Genomic DNA, 24053 nt, shown 5'->3' on the forward strand with positions numbered 1-24053 from the left:
GGAGAAAGAAATGAAGAAAGTTATTTTATTTTTGCTAATTTTAACTTCATTATTTTTAAATATTTTTAATATAAACTCACAAGAGACAACTCAAGTAGTTGGAAAAGGAGTTTCTTCTTCTAATTTAATTTTTCCAACTGGAATATATTATGCTTTCAATAAAGTTTTTATTTCAAATTATTATGGTAATACAATAACTATTTATGATCTTCCAACTGGAACATATCAAGAGTTTGGTTGTTTTGGTAGTGAAAAAGAAAAACTAAACCATCCGAACTCTCTTTTAGTAACCACAAATGAAAAAATAGTTGTTATAGATAGCGGAAATAATGCTGTAAAAGTTTTTGATTTTATGGGTAACTTCGAATTTTCTTTTGGAGAAAATGTATTACATGCACCTGTAGATTTAGATCTTTTTGGAGGTTTCTTTTATATAACAGATTATGAGGATTCGAAAATATATATTTTTGATACAACAAATTTTAATTTATATGATTCTTTTGGTAGTAGAGGGACAAATCCCAAAGAATTTAATGGACTCCTTGGTATATTTATTGATAATAATGGTTATATATATGCATGTGATTCAGAAAACAAAAGGGTGCAAATTTTTGATATAAATTTTAATTTTATAAAAGCAATAAATATAAGTGGTAAACCTTCAGATGTCTTCGTTGATAGAGATGGTAAAGTTTATGTTTCTGATTATGATACTTTGAAAATTCATGTTTTTGATAGAATGGGTGTATCCAAAATTAAAGAAATAAAATTAAATACTGATGCTGATTGGTTTTTCTTTAAAGCGATACCATCAATTTTTATAACAGAGGATAATTATTTAATGTATTCTATACCTTGGGAAAATAGAGTTGAAATTATTGATGAAAATGGAAAATTGATAAGAGTAATTGGAGAAGAAGATAAAGTTGGAAATTTATGTTATCCAATTTCAATATCAATTTCAAATGATAAAAGAATTTTTATTGTTGATAATATGTCAAATTCCGTCAATATTTATAACCAAAATGGCTCTTTTTTAAACAAAATCAATTACGCTTTTGAACACCCAAATAAAATCTTCATTGATGAAAATGATAACATCTATGTTATATCAAGATATTCAGGTGAAATAGTCTGTTTTGATAAAAACTTAAATTTCAAATTTAAAATAAAAAATTTCTCAAATTCTGATTCATTTTATTTTCCATACGATATTTTTATAAAAAATGACAAAATTTATGTAGTAGATACATTAAAAGATAGAATTGTTATTTTTTTAAGAGATGGGAAATTTTTGAGTTCATATGGAAGTAATGAGAAAAATTATTTAGCATTAGACAAACCGATTTCTATTTTTATAGATGAAGATAACTCTATTTTTATCTTAAATTATGGAGATAAAACAATAAATTATTATGACTCATCTTTTAACTTAATAACTTCCTATAAAGATTCAAATCTTAAATCACCCTCATCAATTCAAAAATATTTAGATTACTTGTTTATCTCTGATGATGAGGAAAATAAAATTTATGTTTATAGATTAAATAATAATAAAATAGAATTTTTAAAAACTTTTGGTGAAACTGGTGGTCCTCACCATCACTTTTGCACATTAAGAAAAACAATTGATAACTATAATTTTGAAACTGAAAAGTTCTTAGGAATTTCTGATATATACATAAAAGAAAATCATTTATATGTTGTTGATTCATTTAATAGACGTGTTCAAATTGTAGATATAAACAAAATAATTGGAAATAGTTATAAAAAATTTGTAATAACTCTTTGGATAGATAAACCAAAAGCACTCATAAATGAAAAGGAAGTATACATAGATCCTCAAAATCCTAAAGTTGTTCCTTTTGTTGTCCCACCTGGAAGAACAGTTGTTCCAATTAGATTTATCTCAGAATCTTTTGGAGCACAAGTAACTTGGGAGGGTGACACAAAAACAATAAGAATTTATTTGAATTCAAAAAATATCAAAATAACACTTCAAGTAGGAAATAAAATTGCAAGAGTTAATGATAAAATTATAACTCTTGATGCGGCGCCATTGATAAAAGAAGGAAGAACTTTTGTTCCTTTAAGATTTATTTCTGAATCTTTTGGTGCAGATGTTAAGTGGTTTGGAGAAGAAAAGAAAATTGTTATAGAATTTACTCCCTAAGTAGAAGTCAAACAAGAAAAAAGACAAAATAAAAATTATTTAAGAAATTTTTAGATTTTTATAAAATTTTTGATAAAATTTTGAATATGAATATAAAAATTGTAACTGATTCAACATGGGATTTTGACGAGGAGACAAGAAAAGAACACGACATTGAAGTAGTTCCTCTATATCTAACAATTAAAGGAAAAAGATACAGAGAAGGAGTTGATATTTCAAATGAAGAATTTTATGAAATAATGAAAACAAGCGAAAAACTCCCACAAACATCTCAACCAACACCTTTTGATTTTGTAGATGTATATAAAAAACTTCTAAAAGAATTTGAAAAAATAATATCAATTCATATATCATCAAAACTTTCAGGGACATATAATTCTGCACTTATTGCAAAAAATGAAATAGATAAAGATAATAGAATAACTGTTATAGATTCGAAAAATGCTTCAGGTGCTTTAGGTCTTATTGTTTATTTTGCATCACTTTTAAAAAAAGAGGGTAAAGCATTTAATGAAATAGTTGAAGGAGTTAAGAAGGCAATAGATAAAATAGTTACTATTTTTGTTCTTGATAACCTTAAAGCACTCGAAATGGGTGGAAGAATTGGAAAAGCTAAGTATCTTATTGGTACAATTTTAAATTTCAAACCAGTTTTATCTTTAAAAAATGGAATAATTGAACCTTATGGTTCAGGAAAAATTATGGGTACAAATTATATTATTCCCACATTATTAAAATTTTTAAAAGAAAACTATAAAGGTGGAGAATTTATTGGTGGAATAGCAAATAATATTGTAAATAATGTCTATCTAAAAAAAATGAACATTCTTAAAGATGAAATTTTAAAATATGTAAAACTTGGAACATTTTTATCACTAAAATTTGGCGCAACTATAACATCACACATTGGACTCAATTCAATTGGTTTCAGTTTTTTAGAAAAATAAATTTTTATTTAATCACAATTTCCCCTATAGAAACAACAAATTCTGCATCTTTTAAAGCTTTAAGAGCATCTTCTTTTGTGTATTCTTCAGTTGGTATAAAATCAACATCTCCATAAAAAGCAAACTCCCTTTCTTTTCTTAAATATTTAGATATCTCTCTTATTTTTTCGAAATTTTTTGAAATTTCGTCATCAAAAAAATCTTTGTATTCAATTAATAAATCACTTACATCATGTTTTTTTGGGACATCTACACCTTTGTATCTCAAAATTCCTTTAACTACCAATTCAACAATTTCTTGAGCTTCTCTAATTACGTCTGAATATGCCTCTTCTTCAAATAAAACTTTTAAAGCCTTTAACCTTTTTTTTGATTTAATTAAATAGCTTTTTGCAAGATCAATGTTCATTAAATTTCCACACCGTCTTTTTTGTTAACTTTCTCTTTATAAACCCAGTATCCATTCTTTCTAATTGATTTCAACTCTTTAAGTTTTTCATCTAATTTTTTTAAATAATCATTAAAAAAGTTATCTTTATCATAAACAATTTTTACTCCTCTAAGCATTTCAATATATAAAGGACTTCCATAAAGAACCTCATCTTTTGATCTAATAATTGGTGAAATAAAAGTATCAATAGAGTAATTTTTGAGATTTTTTATTTTATCTTCGATCTCCTTCTCAATATTTTGATAAAATTCTTCCATCCTTTTTAATCTATTTATTTTTATCTCATTTAAAATTATTAATATATCAATATCTGATTCATTCGTTGGAGTACCTCTACCACATGAACCAAACACAACAAAAGATACTAAGTTTTCTTTATAAAATTCCTTTGTTTTTTCAAAAATTAAATTAATTAGCTCATCAAATTTTTCTCTTATCACAATTAAATTATATCATCAACTTTTTTCTAAAAACAGCTTAATAATTCCTTAACAATGTTTTTTTATAGTTTTTAAAGACACTTTAAGATAAAGAAAGGAGGTGTCAAGTGAAAAGAGGATTAAAGATTTTAGTGGTTTTACTTGTTGCTGGAGTGCTTATTTTTGGAGGTGTAGTTTACACAATTCTCTCTCAAAAAAATATAACAACTTTGTCCTTTATGAAAACTACTTTCGCAGAAGAAGTGCTTCAATGCAATAACCATCCTAAAGGAATATACTTTAAAATTTTAGGACCAGGAATAATAGAAGAAGTTTTAAAAACATTAAATCTTTCAGAAGATGAATTAAAAACATATTGGGATCAAGGAAAAACTTTGCTTGATTATGCACAGGATAAGGGAATAACAAAAGAAAAACTTATTGAAGCATTTAAAAAAGTAATAGTTGAAAAATTGAATCAACTTGTTTTAGAAGGAAAAATTACTGAAACAGAAAAAGAGAATTTTCTTTCAAATATTGAATCAAGAATAGAGGAATTTATAACAAAAACACCACCCTTTAAAAATGGAAAAGGAATGCCAAAAGATAATCTACCATTTGAACAAAAATTTCTTTGTGATGGTAAAAATTTAATTGAAGAGGTTCTTACAAGACTTAATCTCTCTTTAGATGAATTTCAAAATGCAATGAAAGACAAAAAATCACTTCTTGAGTTTGTAGAATCAAAGGGAATCACAAAAGATGAACTAATAAAAGTTGTTAAAGAGGTTGTAATAGAAAAAGTTAATCAACTTGTAAAAGATGGTAAGATTACAGAGGATCAAAAAACAAAATTTATTGAAAGGCTTGACGAATTTGTTGAAAGATTCATAAATGGTCCTGGTCATAGAAGAGGTAGAAAAGGAAATAACTCAATCTTTACCCCAGATATTTAGGAAAATTTTAAATTACCTCACCTCTAAGGGGTGCAATATTGCACCCCTTTTTTATTAAATTTATAATTAAATATGGATACATTCAAAATAGTTTTGGGATTAATTAGTTTTGTTTTATTGTTTATATTTTATTTTCTAATCTCAACTTTTATTAAATTTATAAAAAGAAAAGAGAGTTTTAAGAATTTATTCACTTCATTTATTACTTTTTTCATTATTTTATTAATCTCAATTATTCTTCTTCTCTTTTTCTCTCCTCTTCAAACTTTTTCAAGATTTTCTTATGAAGAGAAAATTGGTGAAGTTTATGCAACAAAAACAGATAATTTAATAAAAATAATTTATGCTGAGTTAAAAACAACAAAAATATGTGTTTGATTTAAATGGTGACCAGTGGATGATTGGGGGAGAAATTATTGTGTTTGAAAAATGGTTAAGATGGCTTGGTGCAGAAAGTTATTATAGAGTTTCAATATTTTCTGGAAGATATGAAGAAAATTTAAATGAAGTTCCAACAATTTATGTAATAAATAAAAAAACTCTTTTTGGAAATTTATTTTAAAAAATTATGAAAAGTTATCCTTTTATTGACACTGCATATGGAATAAGAGCATTTCAATATGCTGGGTCAAATTTTGAAATTTACTTTTGCGATACAGGTTTTATAATTAGAAAAATTAAAAAATAGATCTATCTTATTCTTCTATTATGTACCTTAAGATAAGTTTTATAATCTTCTTCTTTGTTCATTCTCCAAGAGTAAATCTCTTCAAATTCATCATCATCAAGAATTTTTATAATAATTTTTGCTTCAAGAGTTTCTGGCAAATTTGCTGAATCTTTAAGTTCAAATTCAAATTCTTGCTTTAATGGATTAAAATTGCCAATATATTTTTCAATATAACCTTCACTCATAAAAAGAGTTAAAACAAAATTCTTTTTAACTTTATCAAAATTTATAAAACCAACTCCTCTAACAAAATCTCCAAGAGGGTTTTTTTCTTGTCTTGGATAAGAAATTTCCCATTCAAGTTTTATAAAGTTTCCACTTAAATTAAATGGATATGTAAAGGTAGACCTTTTATTACAGTATCCCCAATCGCTATTTCCTTCTCCAGAAAATTCTCCTAAAAAATATCTAAAAATATTCAACTCTTTCATAAAATCTCCTTATAAAAATTATAAATCAAATAAAAAAATTATATGACCCATAATATGACTTTTGGCACTTGTGAATATGACTAGTCAAATTTTATTCTTATTCTGAAACTTAATTTAAGGAGGTTTAAGATGGAAAAGAAAGATTTTGGCAAACTTTTTTTAGGAAGCATACTTATTATAGCTGGTTTATTTGCGGTTTTAGCAAACTTTTTTAAATTAACAATTTTTGGAGTTCTATTTCTTCCCACACTTGGTTTACTTTTTATAATTTGGTCAATAATTTTAAAAGAGGAAGAATTAATAATTCCTGGTGGAATAATAGGAGGTGTTGGATTAGGAATTTTGTTTATTAATTTATTTGAAAATGTTAATGATATATCAAAAGGTGGTTTATTTTTTATTGGCTTCTCAATAGGTTGGATTTTAATTACTATTATATCAAAATTGATTTTCAAAAAAACAATATTATGGCCACTTATTCCATCTTCAATTTTATTTATCTTAGGAATTATTTTGTTTCTTGGTGATAAAGGTATAATATTTTTGCAAAATTTTAGTTTAATATGGCCCTATCTATTGATTATTGGTGGATTTTTCATTATTTTAAAAAGTTTCATAAGAAAAAAATAGGAGGTTCAAGATGAACAGTATTAAGTTAAGAATAATTTTAGGAATTTTTTTATCAATTTTAAGTGCGCTTCTTATATTGCTTTCTTTTTCACCTTACAATTTATCTTTTTTAATTTTAATAAGTTTTATTCCAATGGTTATTTCTCAATATCTTCTTTTTCCAGAAAAAATTTCAAGTTTAGCTAAAGCAATAACAATTGGAGGGTTTTTATTTTTATATCTAAATGGTCTTTTTTCAGGTTTTGGACCGAAAGCTTGGCATATGAAATATCTTCCTATAATTATAGGTTTTTTAACATTTTTTATTGATAAAAATTTAAGAAAAAGTGATGAGAAGACAAATTTTAAATATTTTGTAATTGATGGAGTTTTCTCTTGGGTTGGAGTTGAATTGATAAGATCATTTATACCTGCATTTGGTACATGGGCTTTCCTTTCTTATACATTTTATAACATACCTTGGTTTATTCAACCTATTAAAATTTTTGGAATATTTGGTTTAAGTGTATTAATTGTTTTAATTAATTTCTCCTTAGGTTTTTTTATACTTAAATGGTTAAATAACAAATGGAGATTAAATGAAAAATTAATGGAAGTTTCTTTTTCTTTTGTAAAAAAATGGGTATCTATTTCTATCATAATTTTAATTTTTTGGGGGTTTTTAAGCTTAATTTTATGTAAAAAACCAAAAGGGGAGAGTATTAAAATTGGTATAACTCAAACAAATCCATTTGATTTAATTTCTTTAAAAAATTTATGGAGTGGTAATTTTACTGAAGAAGAGTTTGAAAATTTTAAATCAGAGAGTTTTAAAAGATTAATTGAAGATACAAAAAAAGCGAAGGAGTTTGGTGCTAAAATTGTAGTTTGGCCTGAAGGTGCTTTAAGTTATGATCCAAAAATTGAAAATAGCGAGACTTTTAAAAATCTTGTTAAGGAACTTAATATATATCTTGTTATTCCGTATGGAGTTATTGAAAAAAATGGTTATAGAAATGAAGTAACAATATTAACACCAGATGGTGAATTTTTAGGAGTTTTTGGAAAAGATCATCCTGTTGTTTTTGCACAAGAAACAAGTATAACTCGAGGAAAATATCCAGTTTATGAAACAGAACTTGGTGGTCTTGGAACTATAATTTGTTATGATCTTGATTTTACTGATACAGCAAGAAAAGTTGCAAAAAATGGAGCTCAAATTCTTTTAATTCCTTCTGCAGATTGGCCTCAAATTGCTAATAAACATTATACACATGCAATCTTTAGAGCAGTTGAAAATGGTGTTTCAATTGTAAAAAGTGAATGGGCTTATGATTCAGCTTTTATTGATCCATTTGGAAGAGTTTTAAAAAAGAGCGTAAGTTTTGATGGTTTAAGAAAAGTCATAGTTCAAGATGTTCCTCTTGGAGGATTAAAACCAATTCAAGTTTATCTTGGAGATTATATAGGATGGTTTTCTTTTATAGGAATGATTGTTATTATGATTTTAAAGTCAAGAAAAGATAAAAAAATTATATAATTTAAATGTAAATTATTGAGGCTTTAATGGAAAAAAGAGCGGAAACAGAATCTAAAAAAATAAATAAAATAACAAATCTTGTAGCATACATAACAATATTGATTTTCATAATTTTACAAGTAAATATTGTTCAAAGCATTAGAGAAAAAATAATAAGTTTTGTTATTATGGTTTTATTTGTAATTTTATGGAGATTTTGGCTTCCAAAAATTGAAAATTCAAAATTCTATTTGAATCTTTTTATTTTAGTTGAAACAATATTAATTCTAACTCCTTTAATTTTGAATATAAATTGGGGCATATTTCCTTATATATTTTTTGTTTTAAGTGTATTTTCTCTTATGGAACTCTCTTTTCAAAATGGAATAATATGGATATTAATTTTTTCTATTATTTCTTTTTTTGTTTTTTCTTATCAACTTGGAGTTTATCAAGGTATACTTTTTGGTTTACTTTATGGAGCAGGATCACTATTTTTTGGTGGATTTGGTTATGCTTTATCAATTGTTATAGAATCAAAGAGAAAACAAGAAGATTTAGTAAATGAATTAAGTGAAGCTAATAAAAAATTAAAAGAGTATGCTTCAAAAGTTGAGCAATTAACACTTATAGAGGAGAGAAATAGATTATCAAGAGAAATGCATGATTCTCTTGGACACCATCTTGTTTCTGCATCCCTTCTTTTAGAGATAGTTAAAAGGATGATTAAAGAAAATCCAGATGAAGCATATAAAATAATAGAAACTATTAAAAAGGAGATTAGCGAATCACTTGATGAATTAAGAAATGTTGTAAAAACTTTAAGAAAACCATATGAATTTGATATTCCTTTAGAAGAATCTATTAAAAATTTAATTAATAATTTCTCAAAAATAGAAAATATAAAATTAGATTTTGAAATGGATGAAGATATAAAAGATTTAACATTTGATTATAAAATAACAATATTTAGGGTTTGTCAAGAAGCATTAACAAATATAGAAAAACACTCTCATGCAACAGAAGCAAAAATCAGTTTGAAAAAGATAAATAATGAAATTGTTCTTATAATAGAAGATAATGGTGTTGGATTTCCAAAAAATATAAAAGATGACTCTTTTGGTCTTAAAGGAATAAAAGAGAGGGCAAAAATTTTAGGTGGGAGGGTGAGTTTTGAAAATAGAGAAGAGGGTGGTGCAAAAATTATCTTTTCTCTTCCTTTAATTCAAGGAGGAAACTCACCTTGAGTGAAAAAATAAAAATTTTAATTGTTGATGATCAAAAACTAATAAGAGAGGGTCTTAAAGTTCTTCTTGAATTAGAGAAAGATTTTTTAATTGTAGGGGAAGCATCAAATGGATTAGAAGCATATGAAGCTTATATTAAATTAAAACCAGATGTTGTTTTGATGGATATCCAGATGCCAGTTATGAATGGAGTTGAAGCAATTAAAAAAATAAAAGAGTTTGACGAGAATTCAAAAATAATAATTCTTACAACTTTTGATGATGACCAATATGTATATGATGGATTAAAAAGTGGTGCTTTAGGTTACATTTTAAAAGATACTTCAATTGAAAAACTCTCAGAAACAATAAAAATTGTTTATAGTGGAGGGGCTTTAATTGAACCATTCATTACTAAAAAAATCCTTTCAGAACTATCTAAATTTGAAAAAACCAAAAAGAGCAAAGATGAATTAATTGAAGAGTTAAATTTAAGAGAATTGGAAATTTTGAGGTTAATTTCAAAAGGTTATACAAATCAGGAAATTGCCAATAAATTAAATCTTTCAGTTGGAACAGTAAAAAATTATGTAACTACAATTTTACAAAAAATTGGAGCGAAAGATAGAACTGAAGCAGCAATTTTAGCAAAAGAGATCGGAATTATATGAAATCTAAAGAAGAGATAAGAAATTTTGTTTGGGATAAAATGGAGAGAGAAAATGTTGCATCTTTTCCAAGACCAGTTTTTGGAAGAATTCCAAATTTTGTTGGTTCAGATAAAGTATGTGAAAAAATAAAAGAGTTAAATGAATTTAAAATTGCTAAGGCTATTTTTGTTGCACCTGATTCCCCGTTAAGAAGAGCAAGAGAAATAGTTCTTGAGGAAGGAAAAATTTTAGTTGTTGCTCTTCCACATATAAAAGATATTGTTGAAATTCATGAGAGAGTTAATATAAAGGAAGCATCAATTATTCGTGGATTTGAAAAGTATGGGAAACCTTTAAAATCAAAAATTGATCTTATGATTGAGGGAAGTGTTGCAGTTGATCTTAAAGGAAATAGAATTGGAAAAGGAAAGGGTTATGGAGATAAAGAGTATGAAATTTTAAAGAATAGGAGGTTTTTGAAAGAGAGTTTAAAAATAGTAACAATTGTTCATGAGTGTCAAATTTTTGAAGATTTCTCATATCTTATGAATGAAAGGGACATCAAGGTTAATTATATAATCACAAATAAAAGAATAATTAAAACTTTTTAACATGTTAAAAAGGTGTCAGACACATTTGTAACATCATGGTAAAAAACATTGAGGGTCTTCATTATAAAGGTCGCCTGAAATAGCATAAGTTAATGCTCTGCATCCAATACAATTTTCTACATTACATTTACTACATTTTCCCTTGAGTCTTTCTTTTACCCCATTTCTAAAATCCTTTAGTTTTTTTAAAATCTCATTAAAATCATCATTTAAAATATTTCCATAAGATATAGGTAGTCTTCTACACGGAAAAATTGTTCCATCTGGCATAATTGCCATTGACTCATCTCCAAGATTGCAAAGTGCTCCTTTTATTTTATTATTTTTAAGATCAATCCAGAAGGCTTTGTATGGAAGGAGATCAATGGGTGAGATATTTAAATCAAGAAAATAAATTATCTCTCTCATAACCTCCTTCCATTCTTCTTTTTTTAAATAATAATTAAATAGACTCCTTCCTCTTCCAAGTGGAACAAACCTTTCAATGATAACTCCGTCAACATTTAAATCTTTTGCAAATTCAAAAAAGGATATTAAATCTTTATAATTTAGAGAGGATAATGTGATCATAATCAAAATTTTTTTGTTTAATAACTTAAGGAAATATTTTATATTCTCAGTGACTTTTTTAAAATTTCCTTTTCCTCTTATAAAATCATTTTTGATCTCATCATATGATTCAATTGAAACCTTAAGATACTTAAATTTATCTGTTTTATTTAAAAAAATTATAATCTCTTCATTTAATATTGTTCCATTAGTTATTATATTTATTTCTTTAAAATTTTCTTTTTCATTTATATAAGAGATTATATTTAAAATATCATTTCTTAAAAATGGCTCTCCACCAGTTAAATTTACTGAAATTTTTTTATCTTTTAGAGTTTCGCTTATTTTATCAACAATAAAAATAATTTTTTCAAAAGAAAGTTCATTTTCCTTATTAAATTTACTTTGATAACAATGTTTACATCTTAAGTTACAGAAATCTGTTATGTGCCATTGAAAACCAAATTCTTTCACAAAAAGAATTATATACTATTTTAATTTTGGTGGATTTCTCTTTAACCATTCCTCATGTTTTTGGTATAAAAGTTCAAAATTTTCATACATTCTTACATTTGTCTCTTTTCTAAAACCTTCCATCATTGGCTTTACCTTTTTCCACATAACATCAAGACCAAAACTAAGATCAAAAAATAGATCTTCATCTAAATGTCCTCTTAAAACAAGAACACCACACAATTCAAAGAAATTACACACTGTTGTGAAATATTTTCTTTCCTTTGTACCTCTTGGATATTTTTCTTTAAACTCTTCATATGAATCTGCTTTGAATTGAGTGTACATCCATATGAAAGCATCATCGATTTTTTCCCACATTCTCATTTCAGTTAATTTTAAAATGATTTCGGCTTGACTCATAAAATTTCACCTCCCTTATTTTTTAATATATTTATTTTATCAATTTTTAAAAATTTTTTAACTCTTTATACAAAATCCACTCTCTTTTTCTAAAACCTAAAGATTTGTATATTTCAAAAATTCTTCCTTCAGTTGTTTTAACTATATAAATTTTTTTATGTCTTCTTTGATACCACTTTCTTTTTAAATCAATTTTTCTCTCTTCATATAAAATTTTATCTATTAAAAATTTTTCATTCTTCCAAATAAAACTAACAGGAACACCAATGTTATTCAACTCAACTAAAATTTTTTCACTAATAAAAATATCCATTTTAATTTAATTATAAATTACCTATTGACAAAATTTAATATTTCTATATAATGTTATTATCCTACCCTATAGGGTAGGATTAAGAGGTGAATATGAAAGTAAAGAAAGTTTTTATTGATGGAATGCATTGTAGTGGTTGTGTGAATTTAATGGAAAAAGAATTAAGTAAAATTAAAGGAGTTAAAAAGGTCGAAGTATCTCTTTCTGGTGGTTTTGCAAAAATTTATTATGATAATCTTGAACCTGATTTTGAAGAGATCCAAAAAATTGTTACAAATAATGGTTATAAGGCATATGATAGTTTAGATGATAAAAAAAGGAATCAAAAATTGAAATACAGAGAATGGTTGATAACTTTATCTATTTTCTCAATAATACTTTTAATATTCATCTTTTTAAAGAAAACTAATATTATAAACAATATAAGTTTTTTAAATAAAGAAATCTCTTATACTTTTTCTTTTATGATGGGAGTTGTTGCATCTATTAGCACATGTTTTGCAGTTGTTGGTTCAGTAGTATTAACTTTTAACCAAAGACATAATTTTTCAAATAAAAATAAAACAAGTGATATTTTATTACCAAATATACTTTTTCAAATTGGAAGAGTAGGTGGATTCTTTATATTAGGTGGACTTCTTGGTATGATAGGTGGAACTCTTAAATTAGAAAATAAGTTTTTCTCAATTTATACTATTTTAATAGGTGTAATACTAATATTTCTCTCTTTAAATATGATTGGCATAACACTTCCTTTTAAAGTAAATATATTTAAAAATTTTACATTAATAGAAAAAACAAAAAAATCTAAAGGCATTTTTTCACCATTATTATTGGGAATTTTTACTTTCTTTCTTCCATGTGGCTTCACACAGAGTATGCAAGCCTTAGCACTATTAAGTGGAAGTTTCTTAAAAGGAGGCCTTTTGCTTTTTCTTTTCTCTTTAGGAACTTTACCTGTCTTATTATTACTTGGAATATTTTCAAGAACTGTGAAAGTAGGTAATTTTAAAATTTTACAAAAAACTTTAGGATTAATTATAATATTAATGGCATTTTATACAATTTCTTCTGGAATAACTATTTATAAAAATACATTGATTTCAAATTCTTTGAATAAAGAAAATATAGTAGAAAATATTGAAAGTTTTAAAGATTTTCAAATTGTAGAAATGCATATAAAATATAGTGGCTTTGAGCCAAATGTTATTAAAGTTAAAAAGGGTATTCCAGTAAAATGGATAATTTATGGAGACGAAGTAACTGGTTGCACTGATAGAATAATTGTTCCAAGTTTAAACATAAAAAAAGACATCACCTCTTACGAAACAATAATAATATTCACTCCAAAAGAAAAAGGGGTAATACCTTTTTCATGTTGGATGGGTATGGTAAGAGGAAAATTTATAGTTGAATAATTTAAAAAGGAGGTTAACATGTGTCACTTATTTTATTGGTTCCCATTTTTTATGGGTGGTTTTGGATGGTTATGGATAGTAATAGGATTAATTTTGATCGTTGGTTTAATAATTCTTTTTACAAGAAAATTTGATTTTGGCTGCATGATGCACGATTCTGGGCACACTCATCGTATACATGATGAAGATCCTATAACAATTTTAAAAAGAATGTATGCTAAAGGAGAAATTAGCGAAGAAGAATATGAAAAGAGAAGAAAAAACATCGAAAAATAATCATCATTTACATCATAAACACGAAGGTGTTTTAAAGTTACTAAATATTGCAAAAGGGCATATTAGTGGAATTGAAAAGATGATTCTTGAAGATAAATATTGTATTGATATTTCAAAACAGATTCTTGCTGTAATCTCAATTTTAAAGAAAGTGAATCTTGAAGTTTTAAAAAAGCATATTGAGACATGTGTAAGAGAATCAAGAGAAACTGAAAAATTTGAAGAAAAACTTGAGGAATTAAAAGGTGTTATTGATTATTTGACAAAAGGAGTGGATTAAAAATATGAAAAAAAGAGTAAATATAGAAGTTGAAGGGATGCATTGTGCATCCTGTGTAAATACAGTTAAAAAAGCAATTGAAAGTGCACAGGGAGTTTCAGATGTTGATGTTAATTTAGTAACAAACACTGCTACTTTTTATTATGATCCTGAAATAATAACTTTAAAGGAAATTCAAGAAAAAGTAAAAAAAGTTGGATATTCACTTAAATTAAATATTGAAGAAGAGGAAAAAGAACTTAAAAAGGCGAAAAATCTTTTAATTTATTCAATTATTTTTCTTATTCCAATAGTTACAATAATGGTAATTCATATGTTTAATATTTTTATGATTCCACAAATATCAATCATTGAAACAACTCTTTCTTCTTTAATTATTTTTGGAATAGGATACAGAATACATAAATCTGCTTTTTTCTCGCTTTTAAATAAAACAATAAATATGGATTTACTTATTTCTCTTGGAACAATTTCAAGTTTTATTACTGGTATTTTTGAATTGTTTGGAATTAAAATTTCAAATTTCTCTTTTGTTGGTGCAATGATAACATTTTTCTTCCTTCTTGGAAAATATCTTGAGGCACTTGCCAAAGGAAAAGCATCTAAAGAAATAAAATCTCTTCTTGAAATTGGAGCTAAAAAAGCAAGAATAATAGTTGATGAAACCGAAGTGGAAGTAGACATTAACCAGATAGAACCAGGTGATATTATGGTTGTAAAACCATTTGAAAAAATTCCAACAGATGGAGTAATAATTGAAGGCAAAACAACCATAAATGAATCAATGGTAACCGGTGAATCTAATGAAGTGTTTAAAAAAGAGGGAGACGAAGTAATTGGTGGAACTTTAAATGGAAGTGGAAAAATTTTAGTTAAAGTTATTAAAAGAAGCGATGAAACATTTTTAGCAAATCTAATTAAACTTGTTGAGGAAGCACAAAAATCAAAAGTTCCTATTCAACAACTTGCAGATAAAATAACAACTTATTTTGTTCCTTCTGTTTTAATAATTTCTCTTTTATCATTTCTATTTTCTTTTTTCTTCTATGAAACATCAAGGACAATTCTTATTAATGCATCAAAATTTATTCCTTGGATAAATCCTGAAATTAATAGAATTTCGTTATCTATCTATTCGATGATTGCAACCCTTGTTATTGCATGTCCATGTGCGTTAGGCCTTGCAACACCTACTGCAATAATGGTGAGTAGTGGTATAAGTGCAAAAAGAGGAATTTTTATAAGAAATGGTGAAGCAATTCAGAGAATGAAGGATATTAACACAATTGTTTTTGATAAAACAGGAACTTTAACTTATGGAGAACCTGAAGTTATAGATATTTTTGATTTTACATCACAAAATGATGGATTTAGGATTTCTGCTTCTTTAGAAAATAATTCAAGTCATTCACTTGGGAAAAGTATCATTAAAAAATATTTAGAGACAGAAAAAGACTTTTTCTCTGTTTTAGATTATGAAGAAATTCCAGGAATTGGGGTTAAAGGAAAAATAGAAGGCAAAGAATATATTTTAGGCAAACCAAAAGAAATTTTAAAATTAATTAAAAATGGTAATGACAAAATTAATTTAATTGAAAATTTAGAAAAAGATGGAAAAACTGTAATACTTTTAAGTGATTTCAAAGAAATCTTAACAATAATTTCATTGAGAGACAAATTAAGAGAAGAATCAAAAGAACTCATAAATGAATTAAAGAGAATGAATATTGAACCAATACTTGCGACAGGAGATAACATAAATTATGCTTTATGGGTAAGAGATGTACTAAAAATAGATAGATTTTTTGCAGAAGTTCTTCCAGAAGATAAATTAAAAATTATAAAAGAGTTACAGAATGAAGGAAGAATTGTTGCAATGGTTGGTGATGGAATAAATGATGCACCAAGTTTAAAACAAGCAGATGTAGGAATTGCAATGGGAACAGGAAGTGATACTGCTATAGAAACAGGCGATATTGTTCTTCTAAAAGGATCACTTTCTAATGTTATAAAAGCGATTAAAATATCTAAAGCAACATTTAAGAAAATAAAAGAAAATTTATTTTGGGCATTCTTCTATAACATAATAGCAATTCCACTTGCTTTTTTGGGTCTCCTTCATCCAATCATTGCGGAAATTGCAATGGCTTTAAGTTCAATAAATGTGATAACAAATTCTTTAAGATTGAATAAAATAAAAATTTAAAAAGGAGGTTATTTATGAAGCATATTGATCCTGTATGTGGGATGATAGTTAAAGAAGAAGATAGCATAAGTTTTGAATATAAAGGTAAAATATATTATTTTTGTAGTGAATTTTGTTATGAAAAGTTTAAAGAGAATCCTGAAAAGTATCTAGATTCAAATTATAAAAAAGACATGAAAAAAGATTAATTTATTTTATGCTATATATGATAGTATAAATTTTCTGTCCGCCATCATAGGCTATTAAATCAACTAAATTATATTCATTCAATATTTTAAATCTTATCTCTTCTTGAGAGTTATAATGTAATTCTTCTCCAAATACAACAACAATTTCTTGTATTTTTGAATTAATCTTTTTTAAAAGTGAAATAAAAAGTTTAGATGGATCATCACCCTTTAAAATAATTTCATTATTTAGCGTTGCAAAAAATTCTCCTCTCGAAATTTCCAAATTATTGAATTTTGTGTCTCTATCTGACCTTGCTATATAACCTGATTTAATGTTTTCAATAGATTTCATCATATTAATAATATTTTCCTTAAAACTTAAAGAACCATCAAAATTCAAAAGAGCAATAATTCCTTCTGTAATAAATTTTGTTTCTAAATATTCTAATCTTTTAAAAGTTTTATCTTTTAAATTCTTAATTGTTAAAATCAGATCCTTATCATTAGGAAGAATTATAATTTTTTCACTTGGTATATCATTCACAGTTTCAAGAATTTCTTCTAATGATGGCTTCTCATTTATATCCATAACAATAGTTGATCCAAGAGAATAAAAGAGATCTGTTATTTTATCGCTTAAAGAAAATGTTACAATTCCAATATCAATATCATATAAAAACCTCAGTTGTTGTTTTCTCATATCTCTTGATATTACTTCTTTTACTTCTCCTAAATTTTTGAAGAATTCATTTATTTCATTTAGTTTATTTGTATGAATGTGAATTTTTAATTCACTATCTTCTTTTAAAACAATAATTGAATTACCAAATTCTTTTAATTTTTTCTTTAATTGAGGTAACTCAATAAAATTTGTTATGTATGCTTCTACACAATATCTAAAACTGGGCTTTCTTCTCCACAACGAAGGAATAAGTTCGTCAAATTTTATCATTTCTCTTTGATAAAATTCATTATTAAAAGTCTTAAGGAGTGCCTCAAGAAACAAAACAAAACCCTCTCCACCCGCATCAACAACATGTGCATCTTTAAGAATTGGAAGAAGATCCGGAGTTTTCTTTAAAGCCTCAACCCCCTTAAAATAAGCATTTCTAATCATCTCATTTATATCATTACCTTTCTTTAAACCTTCAAGTGCTTCCCTAATTACTGTTATAATTGTTCCTTCAACTGGATTATCTATAATTTCATAAGATAATTTATATCCTTTTTCAAAACCCTCTTTAATTTTTCTAATTTCATCACAGTCCTCTTTAAGTATCTCTTCCAAAAAACCTTTTATAAATTGGGAAAAAATTATTCCTGAGTTTCCGTGTGCCTTTAACACTATTCTTTCTTTTACAAAATTCAAAAATTCTTTATCACTTAAATTTTCTTTTGATTCAATTGTCTCTTTTAAGGTTTTACACATGTTTGTTCCAGTATCACCATCTGGAACAGGGAAAACATTTAAATTGTTTATATATGCCTCTTTTTCTTCAAGTTTTCTTAAAGTCAAAAAGAGTGTTTCTTTTATTTTTCTATAAATTTCACTCATCTCATTCTCTTTTTTTGAAAAAGTATTACTTGAAGACCTCTAAAAAGCAAAAGTATACCTGCAATTATTACAAGTAAAGGAAATGGATAGAATGGATATTTTCTACTTAAAATAATAAACATGGTTATTAATCCAAATACAGCACCAAATGGAACTGCTCCCATAAATTTTATTAGCCTATTTAATTTTAAAAATTTATATAGAATTGCAAAAAGTGAGCCAACTAAAAATGAAATAAGTGTCTCAAAAGGGAAAAGAGTCAACGCAAATCCTATTGTTGCACCAACTCCTTGTCCTCCTCTAAAACCAAAATAGATTGGATAATTATTTCCAAGAATTAAAAAAATATACGAAAGAATAATTGTGATTTCATTTTTACTAAATGAAATAACAAGAAAAGCAATAAATGCACCTTTTAAAATATCAAGTAGACCAACAAGTGATCCAAAGCCAATTCCATATTGTCTTACTGCTCCTGATCCTCCTGGAAAATCTTTGTTTCTTATATCTTCTTTTTTTATTAATTTCGCTAAAATAATTCCAGATGTTAGTGAACCAATAAAATATGAAAGAGTAATTAATATAAAATCAATGACCCTCATTCTCTTTTTCACCTCCTATAAATGAAACACCAAAGGCACCAGTTAAAACTGCATAACCCATAATCGGAGTGAATGGTACAGTATAAATTTTTTTCTCTTTAAATACTTTATTTATTTCATTTTTAAAAAACTCAATTTCTTCATCTTTAAAATTTATATGCATGCAAAAAATTAAATTTTCTTTTATCTCTCTTTTTATAATTTCAATTAGTTTTAAAATTCCATCAAATCTATCTTTTGAAAGTGTCACTTTTTTTATTTTTCCAAAGTCAATTGAAACAATAGGCTTTAAAGATAAAAGTGCTCCAAAATCAGATAAAATTTTTGGAATTCTTCCTGTTCTATAGACATCCTTTAAAGAATCAATGTAAACATAAGTTTTAATTTTATTAACCAAATCTTTGATGTTTAAAATTATTTCATTAAAAGGTATATTATTTTCAATTAATTCAATAACTTTATAAGTTAAAATACCTTCACCACTTCCTGCATTTAACGAATCTATAACTTCTATTTGTTTATTCAAAACTAAATCTTTTGCGATTAAGGCATTTTTATAACACCCACTAATTGTTGAGGATATCGTTATACATATAATTTTTTCTTCCTCAATTTTATTGTAAGTGTCTAAAAAATCTTCAACTTTTGGAGGATATGCTTTAAATTCTAAAAATTTTTTACTCTCAAATATTTTAAAAATTTCTTCATTTGTTATATCAATTGAATCTCTATAAACTTTATTTTCTATCTCAAAATAAAATGGAACTTGTATAATATTATATTTCTTTATTAATTCTTTAGGTAAATTAGCAGTTGAATCAGTTATAACTCTAATCCTTTCCATCAATTACATTTTATCACCTACCATTTTAAACATGCCAAAAGAATTTTGGTTTTGTTCTACCATAAATTGCAAAACTTTTTCCCTTATGATATGCCCAAAGTTGGTCACCATAATCATAATGCCACCATTCATTAGAAAAATTTGAAAAATCAAAATAATTCATTAAATGAAAAAGGAGTCTTCTATTTTTTAATATTTCAAATTCTTTTTCATTTAATTCTTCTCCTCTTTCTAATTTTTCTTCAAAATATCTTGTTTTTGCAATATCACTCATTTCATCAAAATATGTTCCCATTTCAAGCATTCTTCCTTTATCATCACATATAGAAAGATCTATTGCGCCACCTGTATTATGTGGAGATGGTTTTGTTTCATCAAAAGAAGGTAAAGCAACAAAATTTAAAGTCAATTTTATTAATTCTTCTTCGACCAAATCTGGATTCTCTTTTCTTAATTTTTCTTTGTATGTATCAAAAAGAGATTGTTGTAATTCGACAGGTCTATAGGCATCAAAAATGACAAATTTATAACCTTTTGGTAATAGTTCACTTGCCTTAATTAGTTTTTCATATATAGATATCCTTGTATAACAAACAGATATTGCATTTTTTAATCCTTGGATAAAATATTCTGGGTGATTTATTATTTTTTCTGGGTAAAGATCAAGAGATACAAGATCTTCATTACATTCAATAATTTTTATTTTTCTTATCTCTTCCCAATTTTCCTTTTTTAAGAGAGGTATTGGAGTTTCAATAAATTTTAAAATTAATTCATTTGAATTATTCATAGTTGACTCCTTAAAAATAAAAAAGCCCTCAGCTCTCTGCTGAGGGCATAAATTTAAAATTTGTTTAGAAGTGGAAAATACCTTTTAATAGATACCCAACAAATGTGCCTAAATAATTCCCTATAATATATCCCCATATCCCAACAAGAATTGCAGGAACAATTAATTTTGTCCATCCTTTTGCTATAGCCATACCTGCAGCAGTTGATGGTCCACCAAGGTTTGCATTTGAAGCGAGAACACACTCTTCAACACTATATTTAAATGCTTTTCCGACTCCTAAAGTAAAAACAATATTTATAATTGCCATAACAAGGCAGAAAAGAAGCAGCACGGGTGCTTTTGTAATAATCTCATATAAACTTGCTGGAATTCCTATAACTACAAAGAATAAATAAATCATAAACATTCCAATTTCATTTGAACCCGGAATTTTTGGTAAGAAATTGGGGAAAAGGGTAGCAAGAATGAGTGTAATAATTGGTATTATCAAATAAATCTGTCCAAAAATTAATCTTATAATAAAAAGAAAACCAGTAGCATCTCCAGGGATAACTGTTTTAACCCATGTTGTAAATTTAACAGAAATAAAAACAATAACAAATGCTATTGCAAGGTTTTTTGCAATATCAAGTAAAGAAATTTCTTTTCTTTTCCAATACATTGCTGCTCTTGTTTTCTCTTGCAAATCTTTTGACTCATTTTCTAATTTTTCAACTTCATCTTCATATGGATGAGGAAATCTTTTCCTAAAGAAGGTCCATGATGGAATTGCAAGAAGAATTATGAATGCAATTGCCATATTTAAATTATCCGCAACAGTTAGAGCACCTATTAAATTTTCACTTGCTTCAAAAATTTTAGAAAGAGCAACAAAGTTAACTCCTCCTCCAATATAAGATCCAGTCATCATTCCTGCAGCCTTAAAGTACTCAGGAATAAATGTCCCGAAAAGAAGGGTTGCAATAAAAGCACCAAGAATTGTACCAACTGCAGAAATATTGAAAATCCCAAACATTCTTCCAGATTCTTTAAGAATTTTTTTTAAATCTGCTTGAAAGAGAAGTAATGTTACAGCAAGAGGTAAAATATAAGTCCAAACATTATCCCATACAGGTGAATCCGTTGGAACAATTCTTAAATTTGTTGCAGCAAGACCAAAAATTAAAGCAATAACTGCTCCACTAATTTTTGATGCCCATTTGTACTTCTGTTCAAGATAAATTGAAAGAGATGCAGCAACAACAAGAAATGTCCATAGAGCCCATGTGTCATCAGGTTTAAACAATGTTGTCACTATCCACCTCCTTAAGATTTTGAATTGTTTATATTATAACAAATTTTAAGTTGACAATTAAATCTTTGGGTATAAAATTATATAAAAATTAAGGCAATGGAGTCTGCCTTATAAATCTCTTTTAAGAGTGATGACTCCTATTAAAAGGAGTGTATATGGAAAAAGAGACTCTTTCATATGAAGAACTTAAAGAAAAAGTTGAAAATTTAATTCAAGAAAATATGAAATTATCAAAACTGAATGCAACACTTAACTTTAAATTATATTCTGCTCTGAAAGAGATAGAAAAACTTAATTTTGAAATAGGAGCACTTAAAGGAGAAATACTTTTTTTAAAACAAGCACTTGAAAATGCAAAAAACAAATTAAAGAAATATAATGAAGAGATATTTTAAATTTAAATTTTTATTTTCTTTATCTCATTTTTATTTGTTGTAAATAAATTTCCGCCAACATGTAAAAGTAAATTAATTTTAGTTAGATCCCAATGTTTATCAAAAAAATCCTCTTCTACTTTAACATTTAAAACTTCACCTAAAATAATTACATGATCTAACTCTTTTTTATCAATAATATCAATAACTTTACACTCGATGTTTGCGATACACTCTTTAATTGATGGCACACTCACAAAATCAGATTCAATTGGTGTAAAACCAGTTAATTCAAATTTATCTTTTTCTCTTCCACTATAAGTTCCACAAATAAGAGACTCTTTTGAATATCTTATATCTGGAATATTTACAACAAATTCTTTATTCTCAAGAAGAAGTTTATATGAATATCTTTCTCTTCTTAATGCAAAAGTTAAAACTGGTGGCGTTATGCTTAAAGGAGTAATCCATGCAATTGCTATAATATTTGGTTTTTTGTCATTTCCCATTGTTGTTATAAGTGTTGTCGGGTAAGGATGAAGTATTGATGTAAAATTATTAACTTTTATAACTTTTTTCATATTTCCCTCCTTATTTAAATTTTATTATCATTATATAAGGAGGTAAAGATGAAAGGAATAATTTTATATTATTCAAGAACAGGAAATAATAAAAAATTAGCTAAAATTTTAAAGGAAAAATTAAGTTTTTCTTTAGAAGAAATTATTGATAGGAAAAGAAGAGATGGAATCATTGGTTTTATCATTTCAGGGTATGATGCTTTAACCAAAAAATTAACTAAAATAGAAAAATTAAACTCTAATATCGAAAATTTTGAACATATTGTTATTGGAACCCCAATTTGGGCAGGGAACATAACTCCAGCAATCAGAACTTTCCTTTTAGAAAATAAAGATAAAATAAGAAGTTATTCAGTTTACTCAGTTTCTGAATTTGGAGAGAAAAATTTGAAAATTCTGGATGATTTTGAAAAAATTATTGGATTTAAAGCGAAATCTTATCTTTTCTTAAAAGATAGTGAGTTAGAAAAAAATATATTTGAAAATAAAGTAAATAAATTTATAGATAATATTTTGAAATGAAAATTATTTCACAAATGAGATACATGAAAAAATTAAAAGTTAACTATGTTAAAGGTGTAATTATTGATAGGGTTATTTGAAAGTATTATAAATTTTTTAAAAAATTTGGGAGGCCCGGGTTGGCCTCCCAAAAGTTTATTTAATTAATTTTGCTCCTTCGTCAAGTGCCTTAAGGTTTATCTCAATAAGTTCCTTTTTTCTTTCACTTAAAAATTTCTCAACAACCTCTTTTATTGTATCAATTGGAAGAAATTTTGTTTTCTCAATAAATGCTCCTAACATCACCATATTTGCAACAACTGTCTTTCCTAATTTATCTGCAATTTCATTGGCTGGAATTTTTATTATTTCAATATCATTTCTTGTTGGCTCTTTATCAATCAAAGAGGAATTCATAAAAAGTATCCCTTTTTCTTTAACTCTACTTTCAAATTTATCAAGAGAAGGTTTATTCATAACAATTATATTTTGACTTGTGGCAAGTACAGGAGATGCAATTGGTTTATCTGAAACAATAACATTACAATTTGCAGTTCCACCTCTCATTTCAGGACCATAAGATGGAAAGAACGTCGCAAAGAGATTCAATTTAGTTGCTGCTTCACAAATTAGTTCTCCCATTAACATAACACCTTGGCCACCAAATCCAGCAATTATCGCCTCAAGCCTTCTCTCCAT

General features: G+C 26.2%; 30 protein-coding genes and 1 riboswitch. Of the genes, 17 read left to right on the forward strand and 13 right to left on the reverse strand.

The genetic code is table 11. The features are described from left to right. The first annotated feature begins 10 nt into the window (after positions 1-10). Together QMD25_00405 and QMD25_00410 are read left to right on the forward strand one after the other, a co-directional pair. On the forward strand, positions 11-2173 hold the full coding sequence (locus QMD25_00405) for a stalk domain-containing protein (protein MDI6860465.1): 2163 nt from the start codon (positions 11-13) through the stop codon (positions 2171-2173). An 86-nt stretch (positions 2174-2259) separates the two neighbouring features. After that, positions 2260-3120 (forward strand): DegV family protein, encoded by an 861-nt coding sequence (locus QMD25_00410; GenBank protein MDI6860466.1) that lies wholly within the window; start codon positions 2260-2262, stop codon positions 3118-3120. Positions 3121-3124: 4 nt separating this feature from the next. On the opposite strand, the gene QMD25_00415 is transcribed toward QMD25_00410, so the two are convergent. Together QMD25_00415 and QMD25_00420 are read right to left on the reverse strand one after the other, a co-directional pair. Next, complete coding sequence (locus QMD25_00415) at positions 3125-3529, reverse strand: HEPN domain-containing protein (GenBank protein ID MDI6860467.1); 405 nt, start codon at positions 3527-3529, stop codon at positions 3125-3127. Continuing rightward, on the reverse strand, positions 3529-4011 hold the full coding sequence (locus QMD25_00420; protein MDI6860468.1) for a nucleotidyltransferase domain-containing protein: 483 nt from the start codon (positions 4009-4011) through the stop codon (positions 3529-3531). Before QMD25_00420 ends, QMD25_00415 begins: the two co-directional genes overlap by 1 nt. Positions 4012-4118: 107 nt before the next feature. Here QMD25_00420 and QMD25_00425 point away from each other — a divergent pair, with 107 nt between their 5' ends. From QMD25_00425 to QMD25_00435, 3 genes are all read left to right on the forward strand, one after another. Then, positions 4119-4946, forward strand: coding sequence for a hypothetical protein (locus tag QMD25_00425; protein MDI6860469.1), 828 nt, complete (start codon positions 4119-4121; stop codon positions 4944-4946). A 72-nt stretch (positions 4947-5018) separates the two neighbouring features. After that, the gene (locus tag QMD25_00430) at positions 5019-5324 is read left to right on the forward strand and encodes a hypothetical protein (protein ID MDI6860470.1); all 306 of its coding nucleotides are present in this window, start codon (positions 5019-5021) and stop codon (positions 5322-5324) included. Between the two features lie 40 nt (positions 5325-5364). Continuing rightward, on the forward strand, positions 5365-5508 hold the full coding sequence (locus QMD25_00435) for a hypothetical protein (GenBank protein ID MDI6860471.1): 144 nt from the start codon (positions 5365-5367) through the stop codon (positions 5506-5508). Between the two features lie 128 nt (positions 5509-5636). Here the strand turns inward: QMD25_00435 and QMD25_00440 are convergent, their stop codons facing one another. Next, positions 5637-6107 carry a hypothetical protein gene (locus tag QMD25_00440; GenBank protein ID MDI6860472.1) on the reverse strand — a complete coding sequence of 157 codons (471 nt, stop codon included), beginning with the start codon at positions 6105-6107 and terminating at the stop codon, positions 5637-5639. A 129-nt stretch (positions 6108-6236) separates the two neighbouring features. On the opposite strand from QMD25_00440, the gene QMD25_00445 reads away from it, so the two are divergent. The 5 genes from QMD25_00445 to QMD25_00465 are packed head-to-tail and all read left to right on the forward strand — an operon-like array spanning position 6237 to position 10722. Beyond that, entirely contained in the window at positions 6237-6737 is a 501-nt protein-coding gene (locus tag QMD25_00445) for a hypothetical protein (GenBank protein ID MDI6860473.1), read from the forward strand. Positions 6738-6747: 10 nt separating this feature from the next. After that, positions 6748-8256, forward strand: a complete 1509-nt coding sequence (locus tag QMD25_00450) for a nitrilase-related carbon-nitrogen hydrolase (protein ID MDI6860474.1) — start codon at positions 6748-6750, stop codon at positions 8254-8256. 26 nt (positions 8257-8282) lie between these two features. After that, positions 8283-9482: a sensor histidine kinase gene (locus tag QMD25_00455; GenBank protein ID MDI6860475.1), complete on the forward strand. Its 1200-nt coding sequence runs from the start codon at positions 8283-8285 to the stop codon at positions 9480-9482. Beyond that, on the forward strand, positions 9479-10132 hold the full coding sequence (locus QMD25_00460) for a response regulator transcription factor (GenBank protein MDI6860476.1): 654 nt from the start codon (positions 9479-9481) through the stop codon (positions 10130-10132). Before QMD25_00455 ends, QMD25_00460 begins: the two co-directional genes overlap by 4 nt. Next, the gene (locus QMD25_00465; GenBank protein ID MDI6860477.1) at positions 10129-10722 is read left to right on the forward strand and encodes a 5-formyltetrahydrofolate cyclo-ligase; all 594 of its coding nucleotides are present in this window, start codon (positions 10129-10131) and stop codon (positions 10720-10722) included. Before QMD25_00460 ends, QMD25_00465 begins: the two co-directional genes overlap by 4 nt. 33 nt (positions 10723-10755) lie before the next feature. Here QMD25_00465 and QMD25_00470 read toward each other — a convergent pair whose 3' ends face one another. From QMD25_00470 to QMD25_00480, 3 genes are read right to left on the reverse strand one after another with little or no spacing between them, the layout of a single operon-like run. After that, the gene (locus QMD25_00470; GenBank protein ID MDI6860478.1) at positions 10756-11745 is read right to left on the reverse strand and encodes a radical SAM protein; all 990 of its coding nucleotides are present in this window, start codon (positions 11743-11745) and stop codon (positions 10756-10758) included. Between the two features lie 15 nt (positions 11746-11760). Continuing rightward, positions 11761-12147, reverse strand: a complete 387-nt coding sequence (locus QMD25_00475) for a DUF4760 domain-containing protein (GenBank protein ID MDI6860479.1) — start codon at positions 12145-12147, stop codon at positions 11761-11763. Between the two features lie 46 nt (positions 12148-12193). Next, a complete protein-coding gene (locus QMD25_00480) occupies positions 12194-12460 on the reverse strand; it encodes a hypothetical protein (protein ID MDI6860480.1) in 267 nt (88 codons plus the stop codon). Positions 12461-12552: 92 nt separating this feature from the next. On the opposite strand from QMD25_00480, the gene QMD25_00485 reads away from it, so the two are divergent. From QMD25_00485 to QMD25_00505, 5 genes are read left to right on the forward strand one after another with little or no spacing between them, the layout of a single operon-like run. Beyond that, entirely contained in the window at positions 12553-13878 is a 1326-nt protein-coding gene (locus tag QMD25_00485; GenBank protein MDI6860481.1) for a sulfite exporter TauE/SafE family protein, read from the forward strand. Between the two features lie 18 nt (positions 13879-13896). Continuing rightward, entirely contained in the window at positions 13897-14154 is a 258-nt protein-coding gene (locus tag QMD25_00490) for an SHOCT domain-containing protein (GenBank protein MDI6860482.1), read from the forward strand. Beyond that, on the forward strand, positions 14123-14434 hold the full coding sequence (locus QMD25_00495) for a metal-sensing transcriptional repressor (GenBank protein MDI6860483.1): 312 nt from the start codon (positions 14123-14125) through the stop codon (positions 14432-14434). Before QMD25_00490 ends, QMD25_00495 begins: the two co-directional genes overlap by 32 nt. Before the next feature lie 4 nt (positions 14435-14438). Further along, positions 14439-16640, forward strand: a complete 2202-nt coding sequence (locus QMD25_00500; GenBank protein ID MDI6860484.1) for a cation-translocating P-type ATPase — start codon at positions 14439-14441, stop codon at positions 16638-16640. 14 nt (positions 16641-16654) lie between these two features. Then, entirely contained in the window at positions 16655-16828 is a 174-nt protein-coding gene (locus QMD25_00505) for a YHS domain-containing protein (protein ID MDI6860485.1), read from the forward strand. Position 16829: 1 nt separating this feature from the next. Here the strand turns inward: QMD25_00505 and QMD25_00510 are convergent, their stop codons facing one another. From QMD25_00510 to QMD25_00530, 5 genes are all read right to left on the reverse strand, one after another. Next, positions 16830-18365, reverse strand: a complete 1536-nt coding sequence (locus QMD25_00510) for a DAK2 domain-containing protein (GenBank protein ID MDI6860486.1) — start codon at positions 18363-18365, stop codon at positions 16830-16832. Beyond that, the gene (locus tag QMD25_00515) at positions 18362-18967 is read right to left on the reverse strand and encodes a glycerol-3-phosphate acyltransferase (protein ID MDI6860487.1); all 606 of its coding nucleotides are present in this window, start codon (positions 18965-18967) and stop codon (positions 18362-18364) included. Before QMD25_00515 ends, QMD25_00510 begins: the two co-directional genes overlap by 4 nt. Beyond that, a complete protein-coding gene (locus QMD25_00520; GenBank protein ID MDI6860488.1) occupies positions 18954-19811 on the reverse strand; it encodes a DegV family protein in 858 nt (285 codons plus the stop codon). The genes QMD25_00515 and QMD25_00520 overlap by 14 nt, the downstream gene beginning before the upstream one ends. Positions 19812-19836: 25 nt before the next feature. Further along, complete coding sequence (locus tag QMD25_00525) at positions 19837-20601, reverse strand: M15 family metallopeptidase (GenBank protein MDI6860489.1); 765 nt, start codon at positions 20599-20601, stop codon at positions 19837-19839. A gap of 64 nt (positions 20602-20665) precedes the next feature. Then, positions 20666-21901 (reverse strand): DUF819 family protein, encoded by a 1236-nt coding sequence (locus tag QMD25_00530; GenBank protein ID MDI6860490.1) that lies wholly within the window; start codon positions 21899-21901, stop codon positions 20666-20668. An 80-nt stretch (positions 21902-21981) separates the two neighbouring features. Further along, a riboswitch (Fluoride riboswitch) is annotated at positions 21982-22045 on the forward strand. An 8-nt stretch (positions 22046-22053) separates the two neighbouring features. On the opposite strand from QMD25_00530, the gene QMD25_00535 reads away from it, so the two are divergent. Then, a complete protein-coding gene (locus QMD25_00535; GenBank protein MDI6860491.1) occupies positions 22054-22293 on the forward strand; it encodes a hypothetical protein in 240 nt (79 codons plus the stop codon). Between the two features lie 2 nt (positions 22294-22295). Here QMD25_00535 and QMD25_00540 read toward each other — a convergent pair whose 3' ends face one another. Next, complete coding sequence (locus QMD25_00540; GenBank protein MDI6860492.1) at positions 22296-22853, reverse strand: flavin reductase family protein; 558 nt, start codon at positions 22851-22853, stop codon at positions 22296-22298. A 48-nt stretch (positions 22854-22901) separates the two neighbouring features. On the opposite strand from QMD25_00540, the gene QMD25_00545 reads away from it, so the two are divergent. Next, positions 22902-23375: a hypothetical protein gene (locus tag QMD25_00545; GenBank protein ID MDI6860493.1), complete on the forward strand. Its 474-nt coding sequence runs from the start codon at positions 22902-22904 to the stop codon at positions 23373-23375. Between the two features lie 135 nt (positions 23376-23510). On the opposite strand, the gene QMD25_00550 is transcribed toward QMD25_00545, so the two are convergent. Beyond that, positions 23511-24053, reverse strand: a complete 543-nt coding sequence (locus QMD25_00550; GenBank protein MDI6860494.1) for a 2-oxoacid:acceptor oxidoreductase family protein — start codon at positions 24051-24053, stop codon at positions 23511-23513.

The sequence above is a fragment of the Caldisericia bacterium genome (assembly GCA_030018355.1).
Lineage (GTDB): Bacteria > Caldisericota > Caldisericia > B22-G15 > B22-G15 > JAAYUH01.